The 22,728-nt window shown below is 66.5% G+C and carries 15 protein-coding genes; 12 read left to right on the plus strand and 3 right to left on the minus strand.

Features of this window, described 5'->3' with window-relative positions; genetic code table 11:
• Window positions 1-2 precede the first annotated feature (2 nt).
• The 12 genes from CR152_RS02820 to CR152_RS02875 all read left to right on the plus strand — a co-directional run bounded on the left by CR152_RS02820 (window position 3) and on the right by CR152_RS02875 (window position 17,584).
• Complete coding sequence (locus tag CR152_RS02820) at window positions 3-1,211, plus strand: TIGR03087 family PEP-CTERM/XrtA system glycosyltransferase (RefSeq protein WP_099873581.1); 1,209 nt, start codon at window positions 3-5, stop codon at window positions 1,209-1,211.
• Window positions 1,211-2,758 carry an exosortase A gene (gene xrtA / locus CR152_RS02825; protein ID WP_229413264.1) on the plus strand — a complete coding sequence of 516 codons (1,548 nt, stop codon included), beginning with the start codon at window positions 1,211-1,213 and terminating at the stop codon, window positions 2,756-2,758. Before CR152_RS02820 ends, xrtA begins: the two co-directional genes overlap by 1 nt.
• Window positions 2,755-3,903, plus strand: coding sequence for a TIGR03088 family PEP-CTERM/XrtA system glycosyltransferase (locus CR152_RS02830; protein WP_099873582.1), 1,149 nt, complete (start codon window positions 2,755-2,757; stop codon window positions 3,901-3,903). The genes xrtA and CR152_RS02830 overlap by 4 nt, the downstream gene beginning before the upstream one ends.
• Entirely contained in the window at window positions 3,891-5,795 is a 1,905-nt protein-coding gene (locus CR152_RS02835; protein ID WP_099873583.1) for an XrtA/PEP-CTERM system amidotransferase, read from the plus strand. Before CR152_RS02830 ends, CR152_RS02835 begins: the two co-directional genes overlap by 13 nt.
• A gap of 17 nt (window positions 5,796-5,812) precedes the next feature.
• A complete protein-coding gene (locus tag CR152_RS02840; protein ID WP_099881944.1) occupies window positions 5,813-7,027 on the plus strand; it encodes a TIGR04063 family PEP-CTERM/XrtA system glycosyltransferase in 1,215 nt (404 codons plus the stop codon).
• Window positions 7,024-8,193, plus strand: a complete 1,170-nt coding sequence (locus CR152_RS02845; protein WP_099873584.1) for a glycosyltransferase family 4 protein — start codon at window positions 7,024-7,026, stop codon at window positions 8,191-8,193. The genes CR152_RS02840 and CR152_RS02845 overlap by 4 nt, the downstream gene beginning before the upstream one ends.
• 2 nt (window positions 8,194-8,195) lie before the next feature.
• Complete coding sequence (locus CR152_RS02850) at window positions 8,196-9,155, plus strand: glycosyltransferase family 2 protein (RefSeq protein ID WP_099873585.1); 960 nt, start codon at window positions 8,196-8,198, stop codon at window positions 9,153-9,155.
• Window positions 9,152-10,258, plus strand: a complete 1,107-nt coding sequence (locus tag CR152_RS02855) for a glycosyltransferase family 4 protein (protein WP_099873586.1) — start codon at window positions 9,152-9,154, stop codon at window positions 10,256-10,258. Before CR152_RS02850 ends, CR152_RS02855 begins: the two co-directional genes overlap by 4 nt.
• 3 nt (window positions 10,259-10,261) lie before the next feature.
• On the plus strand, window positions 10,262-11,542 hold the full coding sequence (locus CR152_RS02860; RefSeq protein WP_099873587.1) for a glycosyltransferase: 1,281 nt from the start codon (window positions 10,262-10,264) through the stop codon (window positions 11,540-11,542).
• The gene (locus CR152_RS02865) at window positions 11,539-12,996 is read left to right on the plus strand and encodes a lipopolysaccharide biosynthesis protein (protein WP_099873588.1); all 1,458 of its coding nucleotides are present in this window, start codon (window positions 11,539-11,541) and stop codon (window positions 12,994-12,996) included. Before CR152_RS02860 ends, CR152_RS02865 begins: the two co-directional genes overlap by 4 nt.
• A complete protein-coding gene (locus CR152_RS02870) occupies window positions 12,993-13,988 on the plus strand; it encodes an acyltransferase family protein (protein ID WP_157778299.1) in 996 nt (331 codons plus the stop codon). Before CR152_RS02865 ends, CR152_RS02870 begins: the two co-directional genes overlap by 4 nt.
• A gap of 347 nt (window positions 13,989-14,335) precedes the next feature.
• Window positions 14,336-17,584, plus strand: coding sequence for a hypothetical protein (locus CR152_RS02875; protein WP_157778300.1), 3,249 nt, complete (start codon window positions 14,336-14,338; stop codon window positions 17,582-17,584).
• A gap of 6 nt (window positions 17,585-17,590) precedes the next feature.
• Here the strand turns inward: CR152_RS02875 and CR152_RS02880 are convergent, their stop codons facing one another.
• The 3 genes from CR152_RS02880 to CR152_RS02890 are packed head-to-tail and all read right to left on the minus strand — an operon-like array spanning window position 17,591 to window position 22,706.
• Window positions 17,591-19,684: a GNAT family N-acetyltransferase gene (locus CR152_RS02880; protein WP_099873591.1), complete on the minus strand. Its 2,094-nt coding sequence runs from the start codon at window positions 19,682-19,684 to the stop codon at window positions 17,591-17,593.
• Window positions 19,681-20,850, minus strand: coding sequence for a DegT/DnrJ/EryC1/StrS family aminotransferase (locus CR152_RS02885; protein ID WP_099873592.1), 1,170 nt, complete (start codon window positions 20,848-20,850; stop codon window positions 19,681-19,683). The genes CR152_RS02880 and CR152_RS02885 overlap by 4 nt, the downstream gene beginning before the upstream one ends.
• Before the next feature lie 5 nt (window positions 20,851-20,855).
• The gene (locus tag CR152_RS02890; RefSeq protein WP_099873593.1) at window positions 20,856-22,706 is read right to left on the minus strand and encodes an asparagine synthetase B family protein; all 1,851 of its coding nucleotides are present in this window, start codon (window positions 22,704-22,706) and stop codon (window positions 20,856-20,858) included.
• Window positions 22,707-22,728 lie beyond the last annotated feature (22 nt).

The raw sequence follows: 22,728 nt of genomic DNA on the forward strand, positions 1-22,728 counted from the left end.
GCGTGGACGACCTGCTGCTGCTGATCCACCGGATTCCCTACCCGCCCAACAAGGGCGACAAGATCCGCTCGTATCATCTGCTCAAGCACCTGGCGCGCCACTACAAGGTGCACCTGGCGACGTTTGTCGACGACGCCGACGACTGGCAGCACCTGCCGCGCGTGCAGGCCCTGTGCGCGTCGAGCCACTTCGCCCGCCTGGATCCGACCATGGCGCGCGTGCGCAGCCTGGGCGCGCTGCTGGCCAACCGCTCGCTCTCGCTCGACTACTACCGCGACAAGGGTTTGCGCGACTGGGTCGCCAGCACCATGGCGGCCAACAAGATCGATCGCATCCTGGTGTTTTCCTCGCCCATGGCGCAGTATGCCGAGCCGTATCCGCAGGCGCGCCGCGTGGTCGACTTTTGCGACGTCGATTCGGACAAATGGCGCCAGTACGCCGCGCAGAAATCCTGGCCCATGAGCATGCTGTACGCGCACGAAGCGCGCCAGCTGCTGCGCTACGAGCGCAAGGTGGCGCTTGACAGCGCGGCCGCGCTGTTCGTCTCGGCGCCGGAGGCGGCGCTGTTTCGCCAGCTGGCGCCCGAAAGCGCCGAGCGCACCGGCTTTTTCAATAACGGCGTCGATACCGACTACTTCACGCCGCACGCCGACTACCCGAATCCCTTCATCGCCGGCCAGCAGGCGCTGGTGTTTTGCGGCGCCATGGATTACTGGCCGAACGTGGACGCGGTGACCTGGTTCGCGCGCGAGATTTTCCCGGCCGTGCTGGCGCGCCATCCGGCGGCGCAATTCGTCATCGTCGGCGCGCGTCCTTCCCCCGACGTGCTGCAACTGGCCGCGCTGCCCGGCGTCACCGTCACCGGCACCGTGCCCGATGTGCGCCCGTACGTCGCGCATGCGGCCCTGTGCGTGGCGCCGCTGCGCATCGCGCGCGGCATCCAGAACAAGGTGCTCGAAGCTCTCTCGATGGCCAAAACGGTGGTGGTGTCGCCCCAGGCGCTCGAAGGCATCGCCGCCGAGCCGGGACGCGACCTGCTGCTTGCCGCGGACGCGCCGCAGTTCGTTGCCGCCATCGGCCAGGCGCTGGATGCGCCACGCGCCGACATGGGCCGCGCAGCGCGCCACGCCGTCGAAACCCAGTATGGCTGGTCCAGCAACCTGGCGCCGGTTGTCTCCCTGTTAGAACAGATGTCCGTCGAAAGCGCATAGTGGAACAAGGCATTACCCTCAACCCGGCGCGCCCGGCCCAGTCTTATTTGCTGCAGTCGCTCCTGATCGGCGCCGTGCTGCTGTTTCCCTTCCTCGCCTACTTCGAGACGGCGGCGTCGATCGTCAACATCTGGGACAGTTCCGGCACCTTTGCGCACGGCTATGTGATCCTGCCGATCAGCCTCTGGCTGATCTGGGGCCGGCGCGATGCGCTGCGCGCCATGCCGGTGCAGCCATGGTGGCCCGCGCTTGTCCTGCTGGCCGGCTGCGGCGCCGCCTGGCTGCTCGGCGAAATGGGCGAAGTGCAGATCGTGCGCCACTACGCCTTTGTGGCCATGCTGCCTTTGAGCGCGCTGGCGATCCTCGGTATGCCGATCGCGCGCAGCCTGGCCTTTCCGCTGGCGTTCATGCTGTTCGCGGTACCCTTCGGCGATGTGTTCATCGAACCGCTGATCGGCATGACCGCCAACTTCACGGTCGACGCCCTGATCGCCACCGGCATTCCAGTTTTCCGCGAAGGGAACAACTTCAGTATCCCGACCGGCAACTGGTCGGTGGTGGAGGCGTGCAGCGGCGTGCGCTACCTGATTTCCTCGGTGACGCTCGGCTGCCTGTACGCCTACCTGACCTACCGCACCACCTGGCGCCGCGCGCTGTTCATCGTCGCCTCGATCATCGTGCCGATCTTCGCCAACGGCGCGCGCGCCTATCTGATCGTGATGATCGGTCACCTGAGCGGCATGACCCTGGCGGTCGGCTTCGATCATCTGATTTACGGCTGGGTGTTCTTCGGCTTCGTGATGTTCCTGCTGTTCTGGATCGGCGCCATCTGGCGCGAAGATACCGCGCCCGCCGCCGATGCGGCCGCAGCGCCGGCCGTGCCGGACGCGCCGCCGGCGCCGCTGAACAAGCTGCTGCCGGCCGCGCTGGCGGTCATCGCCTGCGTCGGCATCTGGCCCGCCTATAACCACTACCTGGAAAAGACCGAGCCGGCGCCGGCGCCCGTGGTGCTGACCGAAGTGGCTACCCGTGCGCCGCGCGGCCCCGCCTTTGTCGACTGGACTCCGGCCTTCCCGACAGCGAGCGCCGAACTGCAGCAGTTCCATGCGCAGGATGGCGTCGGTGTCGGCGTCAAGCTGCTGTACTACCGCAAGCCGCCCAAAGGCACCAAGCTCATTACCACCACCAACCGCCTGTCGCCGGTTGAAGATCCCGTCTGGCGCACCATCACCACCGTCGTGCGCGACGAAGCGATCGGCGAGCGCGGCCTGCGCCTGCGCGAGAGCAGCATGTCCGGCCCGAAGGGCAAGATGCTGGTGTGGCACTGGTACTGGATCGACGGCAGCACCACCAGCAGCGACTACGTCGGCAAGCTGCTGCAGATCCGCCAGAAGCTGCTGCATGCCAGCGACGACGGCGCCGCCGTGATGATTTTCGCGCCGTACGACGAGAATCCGGAGCCGGCGCGGGTAGCGATGCGCGCCTTCCTCAAAGGCGACCTGGCCGCCATCGAGGCCGCGCTGGCCGCCAACACGAGGGCCAGATGACCGATATCCCCCTCGTCGTCCACCTGATCTACCGGCTCGATTTCGGCGGCCTGGAGACCTTGCTCGTCGAGCGCATCAACCGCATGCCGGCCGCGCACTACCGCCATGCGGTGGTGTGCCTGACCGACTACACCGCGTTCGCCGACAAGATCACCAAGCCCGGCGTGGAGCTGTTCGCCCTGAACAAGCAGCCCGGCTTGTCGCCCGGTACCCACGCGGCGCTGTGGAAGCTGCTGCGCCGCCTGCGCCCGACCATCCTGCACACTTACAATCTGTCGGCGGTCGAATACGCGCCGGCCGCCATGCTGGCCGGGGTCCCGGTGCGCATCAACGGCCTGCACGGACGCGACGCCGGCGACCCGCAAGGGCGCAACCGCAAGCACAACATGCTGCGCCGCCTGATGCTGCCGTTCTACGACTGCTGCTACGCCAATTCGGCCGACATGCTGGCCTGGAACCGCACCGTGATCGGCGTGGCCGAGAACAAGAGCCGCCTGCTGGCCAACGGCATCGACGCCGACAAATTCAACCCGCAAGGCGGCGCGGTGCGCCAGTTCGGACCGGAGACGATTGTCATCGGCACCGTCGGCCGCATCCAGGACGTGAAGGACCATGCGACGCTCCTGCGCGCCTTTGTGCTGCTGCACGCGCGCCTGCCGCAGGTGCGCCTGGCGATTGTGGGCGGCGGCCCGCTGCTGGCGGCCCTGCAGGCCCAGGCCGCACAGGCTGGCGTGGCCGATGCGGTCTGGCTGCCCGGCGCGCGCACCGACGTTGCCGACATTTTGCGCGGCTTCGATATGTTTGCGCTGTCGTCGATTGCCGAAGGCACGCCCGGTTCGGCGCTGGAGGCGATGGCAAGCGGCCTGCCGGTGGTCGGCACCCGCGTCGGCGGGGTGCCGGAAGTGATTGCCGATGGCGTGACGGGCGCGCTGGTGCCGCCGTCCGACCCGGTTGCCATGGCCGATGCGCTGGAGCGCTACGTGATGGACGCCGCACTGCGGCTGGAACACGGCACGGCCGGCCGCGCGCGGGTCGAGCGTCACTACAACATGGCGGCCATGGTGGCCGCTTACGAATCTTTGTACGACGCCTTGTGCGAACATAAAAAACAATTCAGGAAGAGTGCGAAATCATGTGTGGAATAGTCGGCATTTTTGATACGCGCGGTGCGCGCGAGATCGACCCGGCGCTGGTCAAGCGCATGAACGAAACCCAGCACCATCGCGGCCCGGATGAAGGCGACGTGTACACCGAGCCGGGCGTCGGCTTCGGCCACCGGCGCCTGTCGGTGATCGACATCCTGAGCGGCCAGCAGCCGATGTTCAATGCCGAAGGCAATGTCGGCGTGGTCTTCAACGGCGAAATCTACAATTACCCCGAGCTGACCGAGGAACTGCAAAAGCTCGGCTACGTGTTCCGCACCAAGAGCGACACCGAAACCATCGTGCACGCCTGGTCGGCCTGGGGCGAGGACTGCGTGCAGCACTTTCGCGGCATGTTCGCCATCGCCGTGTGGGACCGCGTCAAGCAGACCATGTTCATGGCGCGCGACCGCCTCGGCGTCAAACCGTTTTACTACGCCGTGCTGCCGGACGGGATGTTCATCTTCGGCTCCGAGCTCAAGTCGCTGCGTGCCCACCCGGACCTGCCGCGCGCGATCGACCCGCGCGCCGTGGAAGACTATTTCGCCTACGGCTACGTGCCGGAACCGAAAACCATCTACAGCAGCGCTTTCAAGCTATCGCCCGGTTTTTGCCTGACCGTGAAAATCGGCCAGCCGATCCCGCAGCCGCGCCAGTTCTGGGACGTGCCGTTCAAGCTGCACGGTGCCATGACCCAGAGCGACGCCGAGGGCGAGTTGGTGGTGCGCCTGCGCGAAGCGGTCAAGATCCGCCTCAAGGCCGAAGTGCCGCTGGGCGCGTTTTTGTCGGGTGGCGTCGATTCGAGCGCCATCGTGGCCATGATGGCCGGCCTGATGAAGGACCCGGTCAACACCTGCTCGATTGCGTTCAACGACAAGGCATTCGACGAGTCGGAGTACGCGGAACAGGTGGCGCGCCAGTACAAGACGCACCACCATACCGAAACGGTCGACACCGACGACTACGCGCTGCTCGACACCCTGGCCGACCTGTACGACGAGCCGTATGCCGACAGCTCCGCCATTCCGACCTACCGCGTGTGCCAATTGGCGCGCAAACGCGTGACGGTGGCGCTGTCGGGCGACGGCGGCGACGAAAACCTGGCCGGCTACCGCCGCTACCGCTACGCCATGGCCGAGGACAGCGTGCGTTCGCGCCTGCCGACCGGCCTGCGCAAGCTGGTTTTCGGCCCGCTCGGAAAATACTATCCCAAGGCCGACTGGGCGCCGCGCATGTTCCGCGCCAAGACCACCTTCGAGGCGCTCTCGCGCGATCTGGTCGAGGGTTACTTCCATGGTGTGTCGATCATGTCCGACGCCATGCGCGCGCAGTTGTTCACCCCAGCCTTCCAAAAACAGTTGCAGGGCTACCGCGCAATCGACGTGATGCAGGGCCACGCCGCCAAATCGCCAACCGACGATCCGCTGTCGATGATCCAGTACCTCGACATGAAAACCTACCTGCCGGGCGACATTCTCACCAAGGTCGACCGCGCCAGCATGGCGCATGCGCTCGAAGTGCGCGTGCCGCTGCTGGACCATAAGCTGGTGGAGTGGATTTCGGGCCTGCCGCCGGAAATGAAGCTGCGCGGCAGCGAAGGCAAGTACATCTTCAAGAAAAGCCTGGAGCAGTACCTGCCCAACGATATTTTGTACCGCAAGAAGATGGGCTTCGCGGTGCCGCTGGCGGGGTGGTTCCGCGGCCCGCTGCGCCAGCGCGTGCGCGATTCGCTGCTTGGCGAAACGCTCAAGGATACCGGCATCTTCAACATCGATTACCTGACCGAGATGGTCGAGCAGCACGAGTCTGGCCGGCGCGATTACAGCGCTCCGATCTGGACCCTGCTGATGTTTGAAGCCTTCCTGCGCAAAGAGCTGCTGGGAGCGGGAGCATGACGGTGGCGGGCGAGCCGTTGCGCATTCTGCACGTGCTGGACCACTCCATTCCGCTCCACAGCGGCTACACCTTCCGCACGCGCGCGATCCTGAACGAACAGCGCGCGCTGGGATGGGACACCTTTCACGTCACCAGCCCCAAACAGGGGATGACCCAGGCCGCCTTCGAACACGTCGACGGCCTCGATTTCTTCCGCACGGCTGCGGCGGGCGGCCCGCTATCGCGCCTGCCGGTGTTCAACCAGGTCGCCGTCATCGACGTGCTGGAAGACCGCCTGCTCAACGTCGCGCGCGAGGTCAAGCCCGACGTGCTGCACGCGCATTCGCCGGCGCTCAATGCCGTCGCCGCCCTGCGCGTGGGGCGCCGCCTCGGCATTCCGGTGGTGTATGAAATCCGCGCCTTCTGGGAAGACGCCGCCGTCGATCACGGCACCAGCCGCGAATGGGGCCTGCGCTACCGCATGACGCGCGCGCTGGAAACCTACGCGCTCAAACGTGTCGACGCCGCCACCACCATCTGCGAAGGCTTGCGCGCCGAGATCGTCGGGCGCGGCATCCCGGCCGAAAAAATCACCGTGATTCCGAACGCAGTCGACGTGGCCGACTTCAGCGTCGACGGCGCGCGCGACGAGTCGCTGGCCTTGCGCCTGCACCTCGACGGCAAGTCGGTACTCGGCTTCATCGGCTCGTTCTACGCCTACGAAGGCCTGGACGTGCTGCTGCGCGCGCTGCCGGCCATGCTGGCGGCGAACCCCGACATCCGCGTGCTGCTGGTCGGCGGTGGACCGCAGGACGCGGCGCTCAAGGCGCTGGCCAAGCAACTGGGTGTGGCCGATCAGGTGGTGTTCACCGGCCGTGTGCCGCACGACCAGGTGCAGCGCTATTACAACCTGGTCGACGTGCTGGTGTATCCGCGCCTGAAGATGCGCCTGACGGACCTGGTCACGCCGCTCAAACCGCTCGAAGCGATGGCCCAGGGCCGCTTGCTGGCCGCATCCGACGTGGGCGGCCACCGCGAACTGATCGACGACGGCCAGACCGGCATCCTGTTCGCCGCCGGCGACCCGGCCGCGCTGGCGCACAAGGTGCTGGCCCTCCTGGGCGCGCCGGAGCGCTGGGCTGCGCTGCGCGCCAATGGCCGCGCCTTCGTGGAGCGCGAACGCACCTGGACCGCCAGCGTGGCGCGCTACAAGGCGGTGTATGGCTCGCTCAAGCGCGCCGGCGACGAATGAAAATCCTGACCTTCACGACCCTGTTTCCAAACCTGGTCAGGCCGAACAACGCCATTTTCGTCGAGACGCGCCTGCGCCACCTGGTCGCCAGCGGCCAGGTGGAGGCGCGCGTGGTCGCGCCGGTGCCCTGGTTTCCGTTCACGGACAAGCGGTTCGGCCAGTACGGCGACTTTGCACGCGTTCCCGCCAGTGAAGAGCGCTTCGGCCTGCCGGTGCTGCACCCGCGCTATCCTGTGATCCCGAAGGTCGGCATGAACTTCGCGCCGGCGCTGCTGGCGAATGCGGCAAAAGCCACGGTGGGCCGCATGCTCGATGAAGGCTACGACTTCGACCTGATCGACGCCCACTATTTTTATCCCGATGGCGTGGCTGCGGTCAAGCTGGGCAAGCATTTCAACAAGCCGGTGGTGATCACCGCGCGCGGCTCGGACATCAGCCTGATTCCGAATTTCGCCAAACCGCGCAAGATGATCCAGTGGGCCGCCGCCAACGCCGCCGCCGTCATCACCGTGTGCGACGCGCTCAAGACGGAGCTGGTGCAGCTGGGGGCCGACCCGGCCACCATCACGCCGCTGCGCAACGGCGTCGACCTGCAGCGCTTCCATCAGGGCGACCGCGCCGGCTTGCGCCGCGAAATCGGGCTCGATGGCTTTACCCTGCTGTCGGTCGGCCACCTGGTTGAACTGAAGGGCCACGACCTGGCCATCGGTGCGCTGCCGCTGCTCCCCGGCGTGACCTTGCTCATCGCCGGCAGCGGCGTCGAACTGCCACGCCTGCAGGCGCTGGCGCGCGAATTGAAGGTGGAGGAGCGCGTGCGCTTCCTGGGCGCAGTGCCGCAGCCCGAACTGCCGCGCTACTACGGCGCGGCCGACGCGCTGGTGCTGGCGTCGAGCCGCGAAGGCTGGGCCAATGTGCTGCTCGAATCGATGGCTTGCGGGACACCCGTGGTGGCCAGCCGCGTGTGGGGCACACCGGAAGTGGTGGCCGCGCCGGCAGCCGGTGTGCTGATGCGGGAGCGCAGCCGCCAGGGCGTGGCCGATGCCGTGCAGGCACTGCGCGCCGACTACCCCGCGCATGACGACACGCGCCGCTACGCCGAGCAGTTCAGCTGGGACAGCACCACCGCGGGCCAGCTGCGCCTCTTTAACGCGATTGTGCGGAAATAGCCATGCCTCACGCATCCACGCCGCTGGTGTCGGTCGTCATCCCCTGCTACAACGCGCAGCGCTACATCGGCGCGACCATCGCCTCGGTGCTGGCGCAAAAGGATGTGGAGCTGGAGATCATCGTGGTTGACGACGGCTCGCGCGACGGCTCGGTGGCACGGGTGCGCACGGGTTTTCCGGCGGTGCGCATCATCGAACAGGCCAACGCCGGTGTGGCCGCCGCGCGCAATGCCGGCATCGCCGCCGCGCGCGGCGAGTGGATTGCCTTTATCGACGCCGACGACATCTGGCTGACCGGTAAGCTGGCGGCCCAGCTGGCGCAGATCGCGGCGCTGCCCGATTGCCGCATGAGCTACACCGCCTGGAAGGTGTGGCCGAGCGACGTGCCGCAGCCGCCGCCCGACTACCTGGCGCGCCTGCAGGACGAGGCGATGGATAGCGCGCGCTGGGCCGGCGCGACCGGCTGGATTTATCCGCAGCTGCTGCTCGACTGCGTGGTGTGGACCTCCACGGTGCTGATGCAGCGCACGCTCCTGGCGGAATTGAACGGCTTCGATACCACCTTGCGCCTCGGCGAAGACTACGACCTGTGGCTGCGCGCCTCGCGTGTGACGCCGATTGACCGCGTGGCGCGGCCTTACGCCCTGTACCGCATTCACCCGGCCAGCATCACCAAGGCCACGCCCGCCGAAAATTACCGTGCGCGCGTGATCGGCCAGGCGCTGGGGCGCTGGGGCCTGGCCTCGCCCGACGGGCGCATCGGCGACGCGCAAGCGGTGCGGCGCATGCTTGCCAAAAGCTGGAGCGACTTCGCCGGCGCCCACCTGCAAGCGCGCAACCTGGGCCAGGCGCGGCGCGCCGGCTGGACCGCGCTGCGCACCGACCCCACCCACGTCCCGGCGTGGAAGGTGCTGGTCAAGACTGGCCTCAAGGCGCTGTCGCCATCAAAGGAAAAATCATGAGCCTCAACATTGGACTGGTAGCACGCTGCCTCAATACGGAACATATTCGCGGCATGGGCAAGTACGTGTACGAGCTGCTGAGCCACTCGAAGAACCATCCCGAGATGCACTGGCGCCTGTTCGGCGACGACGACCGCCATGGCATGGTCACGCCCCCCGGCGCCAACCTGGAAACCGACGTGTTCACCTTCCGCGGCGACCGTTTCCGCGCATGGGAGCAGGTCGGCCTGCCGCTGCGCCTGCGCAAACTCGATATCGACCTGCTGCACGCGACCGAAGGTGCCTTGTCGCTGTGGCAGCCAAAACCCACGGTGGTGACCTTGCACGATACGCTGGCCTGGGAAGAACGCCCCGACACGCTCGGCGCGCGCCTGTACTGGGACCACACGATTCCGGCGGCCCTGAAAAAGTGCGCGCACGTTATCACCATCAGCGAATGCTCGCGCACCGACATCCTGGCGCGCTGGCCGTGGCTGGAACCGAAGCTGACGGTGATTCCGCACGGGATCGACGAAGCCTACTTCACCAACGAGCAGAGTGCGATGCATCCTGAACTGGCACGCCAGATCGGCAGCGCGCCCTACGCGGTCTACCTGGGCGGGCCGATGAAGCGCAAGCGCCCCGAGTGGGCGATGGAAGTGATCGCCGCCAGCCGCCAGAAGGACCTGAAACTGGTCATCTGCGGTTTTGGGGCCGCCGCCCGCCGCACCGCCGTGGCCGAACTGCCGCCGCATCTGCAGGGCCGTGTGCTGTTCGCCGAATTTTTGTCCGACGCCGAACTGCGCGCCCTGTACCGGGGCGCCCAGGCGGTGCTGTACCCGACCCTGTACGAAGGCTTCGGCTTTCCCGCGCTGGAAGCGCAGGCGGCCGGCGTGCCGGTTATCTTCAGCGCGCTGGGCAGCCTCAAGGAATTGATTGGGCCGCTGGCCATGGTGGTGCCGCCGCACGACCTTGACGCCTGGGTGTCGGCGCTGGAGCGTGCCGGCAGCCTGGGCGAGCAGCGCGCGACTATGGTCGCCGCCGCCGCCGAGTGGGTGCGCAAGTTCGCCTGGTCCGAGAGTTTCGCCAGCCACCTGGCCGTGTACCGCAAAGTGCGTGGCTGAACGATGAGGAAAGTGCTGGTCATCGCCTATTTGTATCCGCCGATTTTCAATTCGGGGACGCGCCGCAGCCTGGAGTTCGTCAACCACTTGCCGGACCATGGCTGGACGCCAACCGTGCTGACGGTCGACAGCCCGGACCCGAAGGATTGCGATGCGTCGCTTTTGGACGAAGTGCGCCCCGGTACCCGCATCGAGCGCGCGCCCTTGTGGACCCGCCACATGGCGCCCAGGATCGCGGCGAAATTCGCCAGTGTGATCGACCCGCAACGACTGGCCGGCGCCATCGAATGGCGCGTGCGCCGTTTCTGGAACGTGCCGGACGAATGCGCCAGCTGGATTCCCATGGCGGTCGAACACGCCGTGCGGCTTCATGCGGCGGAACCCTTCGATGCCATTTACGCCACCGGCTGGCCGTGGTCGTCATTTCTGGTTGCCGAAAAGCTTAGCCGGCGCATCGGCGTGCCGTTCGTGATCGATTATCGCGACCTGTGGAAGCCGGCCGAAGTGGAGTGGGACAAGACCACCTGGCTGCAGCGGCGCCTGAACCCCGGCCTGGAGCGGCGCGTGCTGCGCGCGGCGTCCGGCGTGATCGCCACCACCGAATCGTTCCTTGGCCTGCTGCCGCAGGAGCTGCTGCCTAAGAACCGCTTTTTTATTACCAACGGCTTCGATGAAGACGACTTCCCGGCCGCCGCGCCGGCGCCTGCCGACGATCAGGTACGCATCGTCTACACCGGCGTATGGCGGCCCGGCTACGGCCCGGACGACCTGTACGCGGCGGTACGGCTGCTCAAGGAGCGTGGACTGTCATCGCTGGCGCGCCTGAACATCGTGGTGGCCGGCTACGCGCCGGGCCCCGCGCGCGAGTACGGCATCGACGACATCGTCGAGGAACGCGGGCGCGTGCAGCACGCCGAAGCGACCGCGCTGATGTCGGGCGCCAGTGTGCTGTACCTGCCGGTCTCGAAAGGCGTCTACGAGCATGCCAGCATGCCCGGCAAGCTGTTCGAATACCTGGGCAGCGGACGGCCGATCCTGGCGTCGGCGCAGCCGGTCAGCGAGGTGGCCAAGACGCTCACCCAGGTCGGCGGCGCATGCCGTGCCGACCCGGGCGACGTGGAGGCGCTGGCGGACATTTTGGCCCGCCTGTGCGAGAGCGGCCCTGCGTCGATCTTTTCGCCGCGCATTCCCAGCGAGCTGGCCATGTACACGCGCGCTAACCTCACTGGCAAACTGGCGCTCGCCCTCGACGCGATCGTGCAGCATCCACGGAGCGCCGCATGAGTACCGTGCGGCGCGCGATGGCGTTTTCGTTCCTGGAGAGTTATCTCGGCATCGCCCTGAACCTGGTTTCCTTCGTGCTGCTGGCGCGCCTGCTCACGCCCAAGCAGGTCGGCCTGTTCTCGGTCGCGCTGGCGATCATCAGCGTGACCCAGGTGATCCGCGATTTCGGTCTCGTGAATTTTTTGATCCAGAAGAAGGAGCTGACGAGCGACTACATCGCCAGCGCCTGGGGCCTGGCCCTGATCCTCGGCACCAGCCTGTTTTTGCTCATTCAACTGTGTGCGCCGCTGATCGGCGCCTTCTATCATGAAGAGAGCCTCACCACCATCGCCCGCATCGTGGCGCTCAACTTCCTGATCCTGCCCTTCAATTCGGTGTGCCTGGCCTTGCTGCGCAGGGAACTCAATTTCAAGACGGTGATGCGGATTAACCTGTCGGGCGCCGTGCTCTCGACCATCGCCACCTTGCTGATGGCGTGGCAGGGCGCAGGCGCGTATGCGCTCGCCTTTGGCGCCGTGTTGAACAACGCAATCATCGCTGCCGGCATCTGGCATGTGGGCGCGGCCGCGCGCCTGCTGCGTCCCGCGCTGACCAAGTGGCGCGAGATCATGAAGTTCGGCGGGCCGCTGACGGTCGCCAACGTGATCACCTCGATCACGATGGATATCAACGATCTGGCGGTCGGCAAGATCATGGGCTTTTCGGCCGTGGCCATTGCCAGCCGCGCGCAGGGCTTGATGAACCTGTTCCACCGCGACTTCATGGGCGCGGTGCGCAATGTGGCGTATCCGGCGTTCTCGAAAGCGGTGCGCAACGGCGACGCGCTCGAAGAAAAATACGTCGCCAGCGTCACCAACGTGACCGCCATCGCCTGGACCTTTTACGGCTTTGCGGCGCTGTTCCCGCTCGAAGTGCTGCGCCTGATGTTCGGGCCGCAGTGGGACCAGTCGGCGCCGCTCGTGCCGTTTTTCTGCCTGGCCGGCGCCGCCAGCGCCATGATCAACCTGACGCCGACGGTGCTGCTGGCCGCCGGCCACTCGAAACTGGTGGCCACGGCCGAACTGGTGATCCAGCCGGTCAAGGCCATCGCCCTGTGCCTGGTGGTCTTCTATTACCGCAACCTGCAGTATTTCGCGATCGGCTTCATGGTCATGGCCGTGGTCAGCGTGCCGTACTGGTATGCGCTCAAGCAGCGCCGCCTGCCGACCGACTTTGGTGCGCTGCTGCGCAATGTGGGCATGAACCTGACGCTCGCCGTCCTCAGTCTCGCACCGGCGCTGGCGCTGACCGTCTGGCTGCGTCCCGCCGGCCAGGCGCTCGGACACGCGGCCTTCTTTGCCTGCGCCGGTGCCACCTGCGTGGCATGGCCGCTGCTGCTGTGGGCCTTTCGCCACCCGCTGTACCGCGAGTTTCTCGCCATCGTCCAGGCGCGCCGCGCGCAGGCCGCCGCATGAACGCGCAGCCTGCTCACCCGGCCTACGTGCCCGCGCTGGACGGCTGGCGCGGCATGGCCATCGGCCTGCTGCTGGTCGGGCACTTCATGCCGCTGCCGGGGATTAACCTGGGGCGGGTCGGCGTGAGCCTGTTTTTCGTGCTGTCCGGGATGCTGATGGCGCGCCTGTTGTTTATCGACAAGGTGGCAATCGGCCATTTTTACCGGCGCCGTATCTCGCGCATTATTCCGGCTCACCTGGCGTTTATTATTCTCACCTCGCTCGCATGGCTGGCGCTCGGCTTGCCGATCACGTTGTCAGAGATATTACCACCGTTGTTTTTCTTTAATAATTACGTATTAAGCAGCGCGGTCCAATTCGGCCATATCTGGTCCTTGTCGGTGGAAGAACACAGTTATATCGCCCTGTCGCTGGTGGCGATTGCGGTGCGCGCCTGGCGCCGCGCGCCATTGGTGATTCTCCTGGCGCTGGCGGCGGCATGCGCGGCGATGATTATCTGGTACCAGCGCGTTTATCCGCCCGGACCGGAACTGTATGCGCACATGCTGCATACCGAAACGGCGGCCTATGGCATTGTGCTGTCGGCATTCTTTTGCGTGCTGTTTCACCGGCGCGGCGTTCCGCGCACGAATGGCGTGATGGTTCCCCTGCTGCTCGGCGGCGGCGTGGTACTGCACTGGTGGTCGGTGCCGCCCGCGATTGCCCAGGTCGTTGGGGTGGCCGCGTTCGCGCTGGCGGTCAACCTGCTGCCGCGCGCGGCCGCGCCGTTGCAGGCGCTGTTTTCGCTGCGCCCCCTGCGCCAACTGGGCTTGTGGTCGTTTTCGCTGTACCTTTGGCAGCAGCCGTTTTATGCGGCTTGCCTGAAAAAAGCACTGCCGCTGCCGCTCGCGCTGGCGGGCGCGGCGGCGCTCGGGATCGCCTCCTACTACCTGATCGAGGGCCCCGCGCGCCGCTACCTGAACGCGCGCTGGTCGCCCGCCCGCGCCGCGTAATATTAAAATTCTATAAATACCGGCAGCCCCTGTTAATATGCCGCCGGTTCGCCAGATAATGTCGGACCGCTTATCAAGTTAATCCGCCGGTAATATTGAGCAGAGTTTCATTGTTATTCCCTCGCGGCAATGTAATATTCATTGCCATTCAATCATCCCAAGAAAATTTATATTGATATTTGGCGTTTTGTTTGTGAACGGTCATTTCGCGTTCAACAAATATGCAGGTAGAATGTCGTTTCCATGCCGCAACAAACGATATCATCGCCGCGCTATTGGGGTTGTTTAAAAAACGAGCGACGCCGCGTTAATAGCTATTTTTTCATTGTTATTACGAAGAAACCATTATGACCGATCTGCAACGCCGTATTTTTCTCCGACGCTCAACAATGCTGGTCGCTTCCGGCGCGCTTACCGCTTGCGGTGGCGGCGGGGGCGGCGGCAATGGCGCCGCGGCTGCGCCCACCTCGACCGCCGCCAGCGGCGTGCAGACGCCGTCGTCCGGCCCGTTCGACCCCGGTACCCCGGCCACGCCGGAACCTGGCGCGCCGATTCCGAATGCGCGCTTTAGCGTCATCAGCACCACCGGCCAGGCGTCCGTGCCGTTCTGCCTGGGCTTTGCCTTTCGCCGCGGCGACCTGCCGGCGAGCCGCTCGATCGGGTCGGACAAGGGCGCCTTGCAGATCAACGTCAAGAACCTGTGGCCGGACGGTTCGGTCAAGTTTGCGCTGCTGTCGGGCCAGGCCAGCCTGCCCACGGCGGCCGGCACCACCATCAACCTCGGCGTAGTCACTTCCAGCGCGGGCGACGCCGCGATCGACACGGCACGCCTGCGCAACAGCGGCGCGGTCGCTGAAGTGGGCTGCGGCGCGTTCGGCACCGCCACCTGGCAGGGCGCCGACTGGGACAGCCCGTTCAAGGTCTGGGTCAGCGGTCCGCTGATGTCGTCCTGGATCTACCGCAAGCCGGTCGGCAGCGACCCGCACCTGGTGGCCTGGCTGGAAGTGCGCATGTGGGCCAACGGCGCGCTCGAAGTGCTGCCGTGGATCGAGAACGGCTACCTGCGCGTGGCCGCGCCATCGAACAAGGCCGCCACTTACACCTTCTCGCTCAATGGCAGTGCGCGCATGTCGGCCGCCATCGACCTCAAACACCACCAGCGCACCCCGCTGATCAGCGGTGCCGCCCTGTCTTACTGGGCCGGCGCCGATCCTGGCGTGGTACCGCGCCAGGACGCGGCCTACCTGCAGGCGACCGAACTGGTACCGTCGTACCAGGCGCGCCTCACCGCCGAATCGACCGCTGTCAAGGCGCTGGTATCGAGCTACACGCCGCTCCAGGCGGGCAATTTCATCTACGACGGCGACAGCATGGCGTCGTCCGGTTACCAGGACCCGATCGGACTCTTGCCGCAGCACGACGTGCTGTTCCTGGTGGCCGACGTGCCGGCCACTTACGCGGCCGTGGTGCGCAATGGTTTTTCGGCCGGACGGTATGGCTTGCACTACCGCGACGAGAGCACCAACCGCCCGCTGCGCTTCTCCAGCTACCCGACCCTCAACATCCGCAGCGGCCATGGCTTCAAGGATACCGGCGGCTCCACCAACGCCCAGTACACCCCGGTGGCCACCGGCGGCAATCCGCCGAGCTGGGATGTGGCGCACAGCCCCTCGGTCGGTTTTGCCGCCTACCTGGTCACGGGCCGTTTCTACTTCATGGAACAGGTGCAGTTCGCCGCCACCGCCAACTACCTTGGCAATGGCGACAACGCCGCCCTGCGCACCGGCAGCAAGGGCCTGGTGCAGACCGCCGTCGCCGCCTGGCAGACCCGCAGCTGCGCGTGGGACTGGCGAGCGCGCGTGCAGGCCCTGTGCGTCACGCCCGACGACGACAGCGCCCTGCGCGCCGAATTCATCGCCTCGGTCGAAGCCAATATCGAGCACTTCCACGGGCGCTACGTGGCCCAGCCGAACAACCCGTTCGGCTGGATCAAGCCGGGCGAAGGCTACGACGGCACCATCCGCGTGGCCTCGCCGTGGCAGCAGGACTTCGTCACCGCGGCCTTCGGCTATTCGGTTTCGCTGGGTCTGCCGATTTCGCCAGCCGCCAGCACCAAGCTGGGTGCCTTCTTTGCCTGGAAGGCGCGCAGCGCCATCGGCCGGCTCGGTACCAAGGACGGCTTCTGGTACGTCAACGCGGTACCGTACACGGTGGTCATTTCGCCGGTCGCCAAGCCCGATTACGATACCGGCGCCGGCCCCTGGTACAGCTCCGAGGCCGAGGTATACAGCGCAACCTATGCCAAGCCGCCAGTCTGGCTGGGCAAGGTCGAAGGCACCCTGGCCGGCGAATACATGCCGGGCGAGCGCGCCTTGTGGGGCAACCTGGTGCCGGCGATTGCCTACGCGGTGCGCCACGGCGTGCCGGGCGCGCGCGAAGCCTACGAGCGCATGACGCGCGCCACCAACTGGGGCACCTTGCGCGCCGCGTTCGACACCAAGCCGGTATGGGGCGTAAAACCGGCGCATTACACGCCGGTCCAGCCGCTGCCGGTGCCGAGCACGCCGCAGGCGGGCGATCCGATCTGGTTCTCCGGCAAGGCGCTGGGCGAGTGGATCGAAATCGCCGGCACCGCGGGCGCGGGCGGGGCGGCCGCGCATGCCTACAGCGGCATCGCCTTCAACGAACGCACCAACGAGATTCTGATCGCCGGCGCCGGCGGCCACCTCGACTCGGCCGACAACCGGGTGGTGTCGCTGCGCCTGACCGACAATGCGCCGGTGTGGCAGCTGCGCCATGGTCAGTCCTCGGCCACCGCGATCGACGTGGCTTACTACGCCGACGGCAAACCGACCTCGCGCCACCTGTACAGCACCGTGCATTTCGTGCCGCAGCTGAACCGCCTGATGATGTTCGGGGTGCGCGGCGCTTACGGCAATGCGCACTTCTTCAACAAGGTCGATGGTTTCGACCTGGAGACCAATAGCTGGGACCCCGCCGGTACCTGGGCCGACGCGCCGGCCGGCCACCTTGGCGCGGTATCGATCCGCGCCACGGGCGACACCTGGACCACGGGCCTGGCGCGCTTTTCGGCCGCCACCCGCACCTGGAGCCAGCCGATCACGCAGCGCACCAGCGACACCATCCGCTGGCCGATCGCGCACGACTCGCTGCGCAACCAGCTGTTTTCGCTGAACTGGGCCGATGGCATGGGCTACGGCGCGCTGGGCGTGTTCGCGTCGCGCGTGCCGGTCGACGGTTCGGCGCAGATCTCGGTGAGCTTCAATCCGAGTGCGGCGCTGGAGAGCTTCAAGGCCGACAAGCCGACCTACGCCGGCATGGACTACGACCCGGCCAACGACCGCTTCCTGTTCTACTGCGGCCAGGGCGGGGGCGCGGGACGCATCTACGTGATCAAGCCGAATGGGGGCAATACCTGGGATATGAGCATGTTCGAGCTGGCCGGTACCACCATGCCGCCCGCGACCACGTCGGCCGGGGTGCATAACCGCTTCCGCTACGTACCGGCGCTGCGCGGTTTCATGCTGATGCCGAACGGGAAGTCGAATATCTTCTTCATCCGCACCTCGGCATAAGGACTGTCAGATCAGCCGGTCGGCCACGCCCCGCGCGGCGCGGCCGGCCGCTTCGCGCGCCAGTCCCGTGAGTCCGCGCAGCGATTTGGGGTTGTACGCCACCAAACCCCAGCGCTCGCGCCGGTGGCTCATCCACGTCTTCTTGTAGGCGTCGTCGCCGCTCAGGTAATCGACTTCGTTCACCTTGTCCTTGTCAATCGCGTGCTCCATCAGCATGGCCGTGATCAGGGTTCCCGGCGAATAGCCCTTGAAGCGCTCGTCGTAGGCCAGCTTGTAGATTTCGGCGCGGCCGTGCGAGACGATCCACAGTTGCGCGGCCACCGGCTCGCCACCCAGCCACGCCAGGCCAAGGCGCAGGAATCCCTTGGCCGCGTAGGCCTGCATCAGGCCGGGCGTGAACGCCGGGAAGGGTTCGGGCTTTTTCCAGCTGGCCGCATACACCTTCTCGTACGCGGCAATCGCCACCGGCAGCTCCTTGGTGTTGGTGACGATCTCCAGGGTGCCGCCGTCGCCGGCGAACTTCTTGCGCATCCGGCGGATGGTGTTTTGCAGCGGTCCGCTGCGCGCCGCCAGATAGGTCGGCCAGTCGAAGCTCACCGGCTGGTACCAGTTCCCGAAAGTGAAATACTCGAACGCGATCCAGCCCTTGATCCGCATCGCGCCCAGCAAGGTCTGGTACGAGTGCGAGGCCGTGTCCATCGGCGCCAGGGTCAGCGACGCCAGGCCGGGAAACTCGGTCTGAATGGCCGACAGCACCGCCACCATCTCGCGCGACTTGAGGCCCGGTTCGAGCACCGGCTCGTACAGGCTCGTATAAAAATTCGACAGCGAATTGAGTTGCCAGCTGCCGCCGGCTTTTTCGGCGCGCAGCGGCAGCACCGCCATCAGCTGCTGGCCGTGGCGCAGCACGTAGAAGCGCAGGCCGGGATTTTTCGGATACACCGTTTCGACCAGGTTGCGGTACCACGCCAGGCCGCAGGCCACGTTGTGCTTTTCGGCCTTGGTCATGAAGGTCTGCACATCGGCGGGGAGGGCGTCGGGATGGTCGAACGCCTCCACCAGCAGACCGTCGGGGCTCTGCGGATTGCTGCGCCACGCGCGCAGCGAGACCGTCAGCGCTTCGGCCACGTTCCAGCGGTACAGCGTGCGGTGCTGGATCCAGCGCTGGGCGGTGGCCCATTCGAGCTGGTTCTGGTCGGCGTCGGTATAGAACTCGATGCTGCCGCCCGGATCGGCCGCGAAGGCGTGTTCGATCACGTCGCGCAGCAGCAGGCGCCCGGGCGAATAGTCGGCGAAGCTCTCGTCGTAGCTGGTCTTGAGGATCACGTACACGCCGTTCTGGCGCAGGATCAGGCGCGAGGCCGCCAGCGTGTCGCCGAACCACAGTTCGGAGACGAAGGCGTGGCCATCCAACGCGGCGCGCTGCATCAGGTCGCGGTAGAACTGGTGCTGGGCCGGGGTGGAGCCGACCGCCGTGCCGTTGCGGCCCTTCCAGCCGGCACCCTCCAGCACGGCGTAGCGGTCGACGGCCGCGATGATGTCGCCAGTCTCGCCGATGTGCACGCGGCGCTGCTCGATGCCGTTGTCGACCAGGCGCTTGTCGCGCTTTTTGATATTGCTTTGCAGTTGCTTGGAGCGCGACGACCAGTAGCCGGCGAAGCTGCCCGCCAGGTCGATCTTCATCGTCAGCGCGTGATTGAGCAAATGGCGGCGCGGCGCGGCGCCCGACAGCACGGCGCCCACGGCCGGGTCGTTGCACAGCAGGTCGAGCTGGATCGCCATGCCGGGCAGGCTGGCGAGCAGCGATGGCAATAGCGCGCCATCGGCCACCAGGGTGGCGGCGATCTGCGCCTGCGGCGGCAGGAAGCTGGCCCACACCAGCGGATTGCGCCGTTTGAGCACGCACATCGCCTCGATCACGCCGTCGCGCCGGTACACGCACAGGTGCTCGCCGCCGTCGCCGAAGTGCTGCAGCAGGCCGTCGATGAACAGGGTGGTGAGGAGAGGATGGTCGCCGAACAGGCGCCGGTTCAACAGGTCCCAGGCCGCGCCGTGCGCGCCGAGGGAGCGCTGCAGCGGCACGCTGGTCCAGCCGCTCATGCCAGCGCTTTCGCGACCAGCGCCGTCATCCAGGCCATCTGCTGCGAGGTCAAGCCCTGGTGGCAGGGCAGGTGCAGCAGGTGCAGGCGGTAATTGCGCGCCACCGTGCAGCTCGATACCGCCATGTCGTCCCAGCGGAAGATCGGCATGCCGGCCTGCTTCAACTGATAGAACACCGGGTCCGGTTCGGCGATCGTGATCGGAAACATGTACGGCGCGCAGTCGTCCGGCAGGTCGTGCATGAGGGCCTGGCCACCGCGCGCGCCGGCCACCGCCTCCAACCACTGGCGGTAATGCTGGCGGCGCCGTTCGATCAGGGGCGCGAGCAGCGTGCGCCGCATGACCCAGCGCGACAGGGCCAGGCTGTTCTTGTTTTCCATGGCGCGCTCGTACAGGGGCGACGGCTGGTCGTGGCGCTCGACGATGTCCTGGCCGCGCAGCGCCGGGTCGCGCGGTACCGCCTCGGTGGCGTCGACGCGCGCGGCGCGGTTGCGCGACCACGCCGAGGTGAAAGCCTTCGCCTCGCGCAGCAGGCCGGGACGGGCCGGTGGCGTGATCGGAAACAGCGCCGGGTTGGCCCACAACACGCCGCCATCCTCGCAGCCGAAAAATTTGTACGGGCTGGCCATCAGCACGTGGTCGGCATTCGCTTGCGCGCCCTGGGCGCGCTTGGCCGCCACCTGCCAGGCGTGCGAGCAGTCTTCGATGAACATCAGGCCGTGGTGGCGGCACACGGCCATCACGGCCGCCAGCAGCGCGGGCGGCTGTTCGAAGCCGAAGTAGTGCGGCAGGACCAGCGCCTTGATGCCGTGGTCGCGCGGCGCCAGCAGGGCGCGAATGCTGTCCACGCGCGGCGTCAGGTCGCTGTCGACTTCATAGAACAGGACCGTGCCGCCCAGCGCCAGCGCCGGGTCGATCATGGTGCGGCAATGGTAGGACGGGGCCAATAGCGCCGTACCCGGGCCGATGCCGGCCGCCAGGTAGGCCGCGTGCATGGCGTAACGGCCGCGCGCGAAGTGGCGCACGGCGGTGCCGTCGATCAGGGCTGGAGCGACCGTGCCGCTCCCGCCGAAACTCAGGTCGGCCAAGCGCAGGCTGGGGAACAGGGGAGCGCGCGGACGGGGGAATTCACATGCAACGGCGTCGAAACGCTGGTATTCGGGCATCGGTATCAGCTTTGCGGTGCGGAGCGTTGCTTGTACCACTGCTCCATCATCATCAGGACCCACACCATGGTGCCGTGGTAGCCGGCGTGCTCGTTGAGGTGCTGGCCGACCAGCGCATCGATGAACTCCGGACGCACGATCTGGCGCCCCTTGAGGTCCGAGAGGCTGTCGAGCGCGAGCTGCTGCAGCGGCTTGTGCTTTTGCAGCCACACGCCGAACGGCAGGCCGAAGCCGTGCTTTTGCTTGGTGATGATTTCGTCGGGCAGGAAGCCGCGCAGCGCTTCCTTGAAGAAGTAGCGCAGCTGGGTGCCGTTCAATTTCTGCTTGGCTGTCAGGCGCGCCGAGAACGCGACCATCTGGTCGGACAGGAAAGGAAAGGCCGCTTCCATCGCCGCCAGCTCGCAGGCCTTGATCACTTTCGGCAGGTCGTTGTCGGCCAGCGTCACTTTCAGGTCGAGCGCCAGCATGCGGTTGATCAGGCTCGACGCATCGTTCTGGGCGTAGGTATGCGACAGGCTGGCCAGCGGCGCGCCGACATCCGCACTGGCGAGAAACGCGCCAGTGAACACCTGCGACGGGCCGAAGCGGCCCAGCAGATTGTAGGTTTCCAGGCGCGCCGGCATCGGCAGCGAAGCTTGTTCGATGTAGCTGCGCGCCTTGCGAATCAGCTTCAGATGCTCGCCGGCCGGGAAGTTGAATACGGCCGGTTCCAGCAGCGCCTTGCGCAGCAGGCCGGGCACCTTGTCGTACAGGGCGAACACGTGCTGCTTGGAGTAGCGCTCGTTGCCGCCGAAAAGTTCGTCGCCGCCGTCGCCGCCCAGCATGCGGGTGACGCCGTCGGCCCGCGCCAGGCGCGCGCAGTAAAACGCCGGCACCGCCGAGGCGTTGCCGAAGGGCTGGTCGAACACGGCGCCGATGCGCGGAATGGCGGCCACCACGTCATCGGGCGTGACGTAGTATTCATGGTGGCTGGTGCCGAAGTGCTTCGACGCCAGGCGCGCGTACGACATTTCATCGTAGCCTTCGGCCTCGAAGCCGATCGAATAGGTGTTGACCGGCTTGTCGTCAAGCTCGCGCATGATGCCGGCGATGGTGGAGCTGTCGGTACCGCCGCTGAGGAAGGCGCCATAGGGCTGCTTGCCGGCGGCGTCGCGCACGCTGCTGCGCAGCAGTTCGCGGAACTGCTGCTTGAGGTCCTCGAACGAGTGCTGCGGCTGTTCGTCGAACACCATGCGCCAGTACGCGCGCTTGTCGACGCGGCCCTGCCTGAAGCGCAGGCATTCGCCCGGCAGCAGGCGTTCCTGGCCGCGGTACACGGTGCCCGGCGCCGGAACCATGTGGAAGTAGACGTAGTTGTACAAGCCTTGCGGGTCGATCGCTCCGGGCGTTTTCGGATGGCGGATCAGCGCATCCGACGAGGTGGCGAATACCAGTGCCTCGCCCACCGTCTGGTAGCTCAGCTGGTGGGTGCCCATGCGGTCGATCGCCAGCAGGGCGTCACCCTTGGCGTCGTCGAGAATGGCGAGCGCAAAGGCGCCGCGCAGTTTTACGCAGACCGCATCCGGGTCGCGCCGCCACAGGCGGGCCACGCGCTCGGCCAGGCCGGCGGCCTGTCCCTGCGCATCGGCGCCGTCGTCGAGTTCCGGTTCGCCCCACACGGCCACCACCAGGCCATCGCCTTGCCAGGCATGGCTGCTGGCGGCGCGTGCGGCCACCGCCACCGCGCTGCGCGAGGCTTGCAGGGTGCTGATGTCGGTCTTGTCGAAGGCCGCCAGCGGGACCGCCATGGCCTCGATCAGGACCTGGTTGTCAGCGGAACTGGCGCCGTGGCCGATCCATCCACATAGCCCGCTCACTGCGGCTTCCCGGAAAATTCAG

The organism is Massilia violaceinigra (assembly GCF_002752675.1).
GTDB classification, from domain to species: domain Bacteria; phylum Pseudomonadota; class Gammaproteobacteria; order Burkholderiales; family Burkholderiaceae_D; genus Telluria_A; species Telluria_A violaceinigra.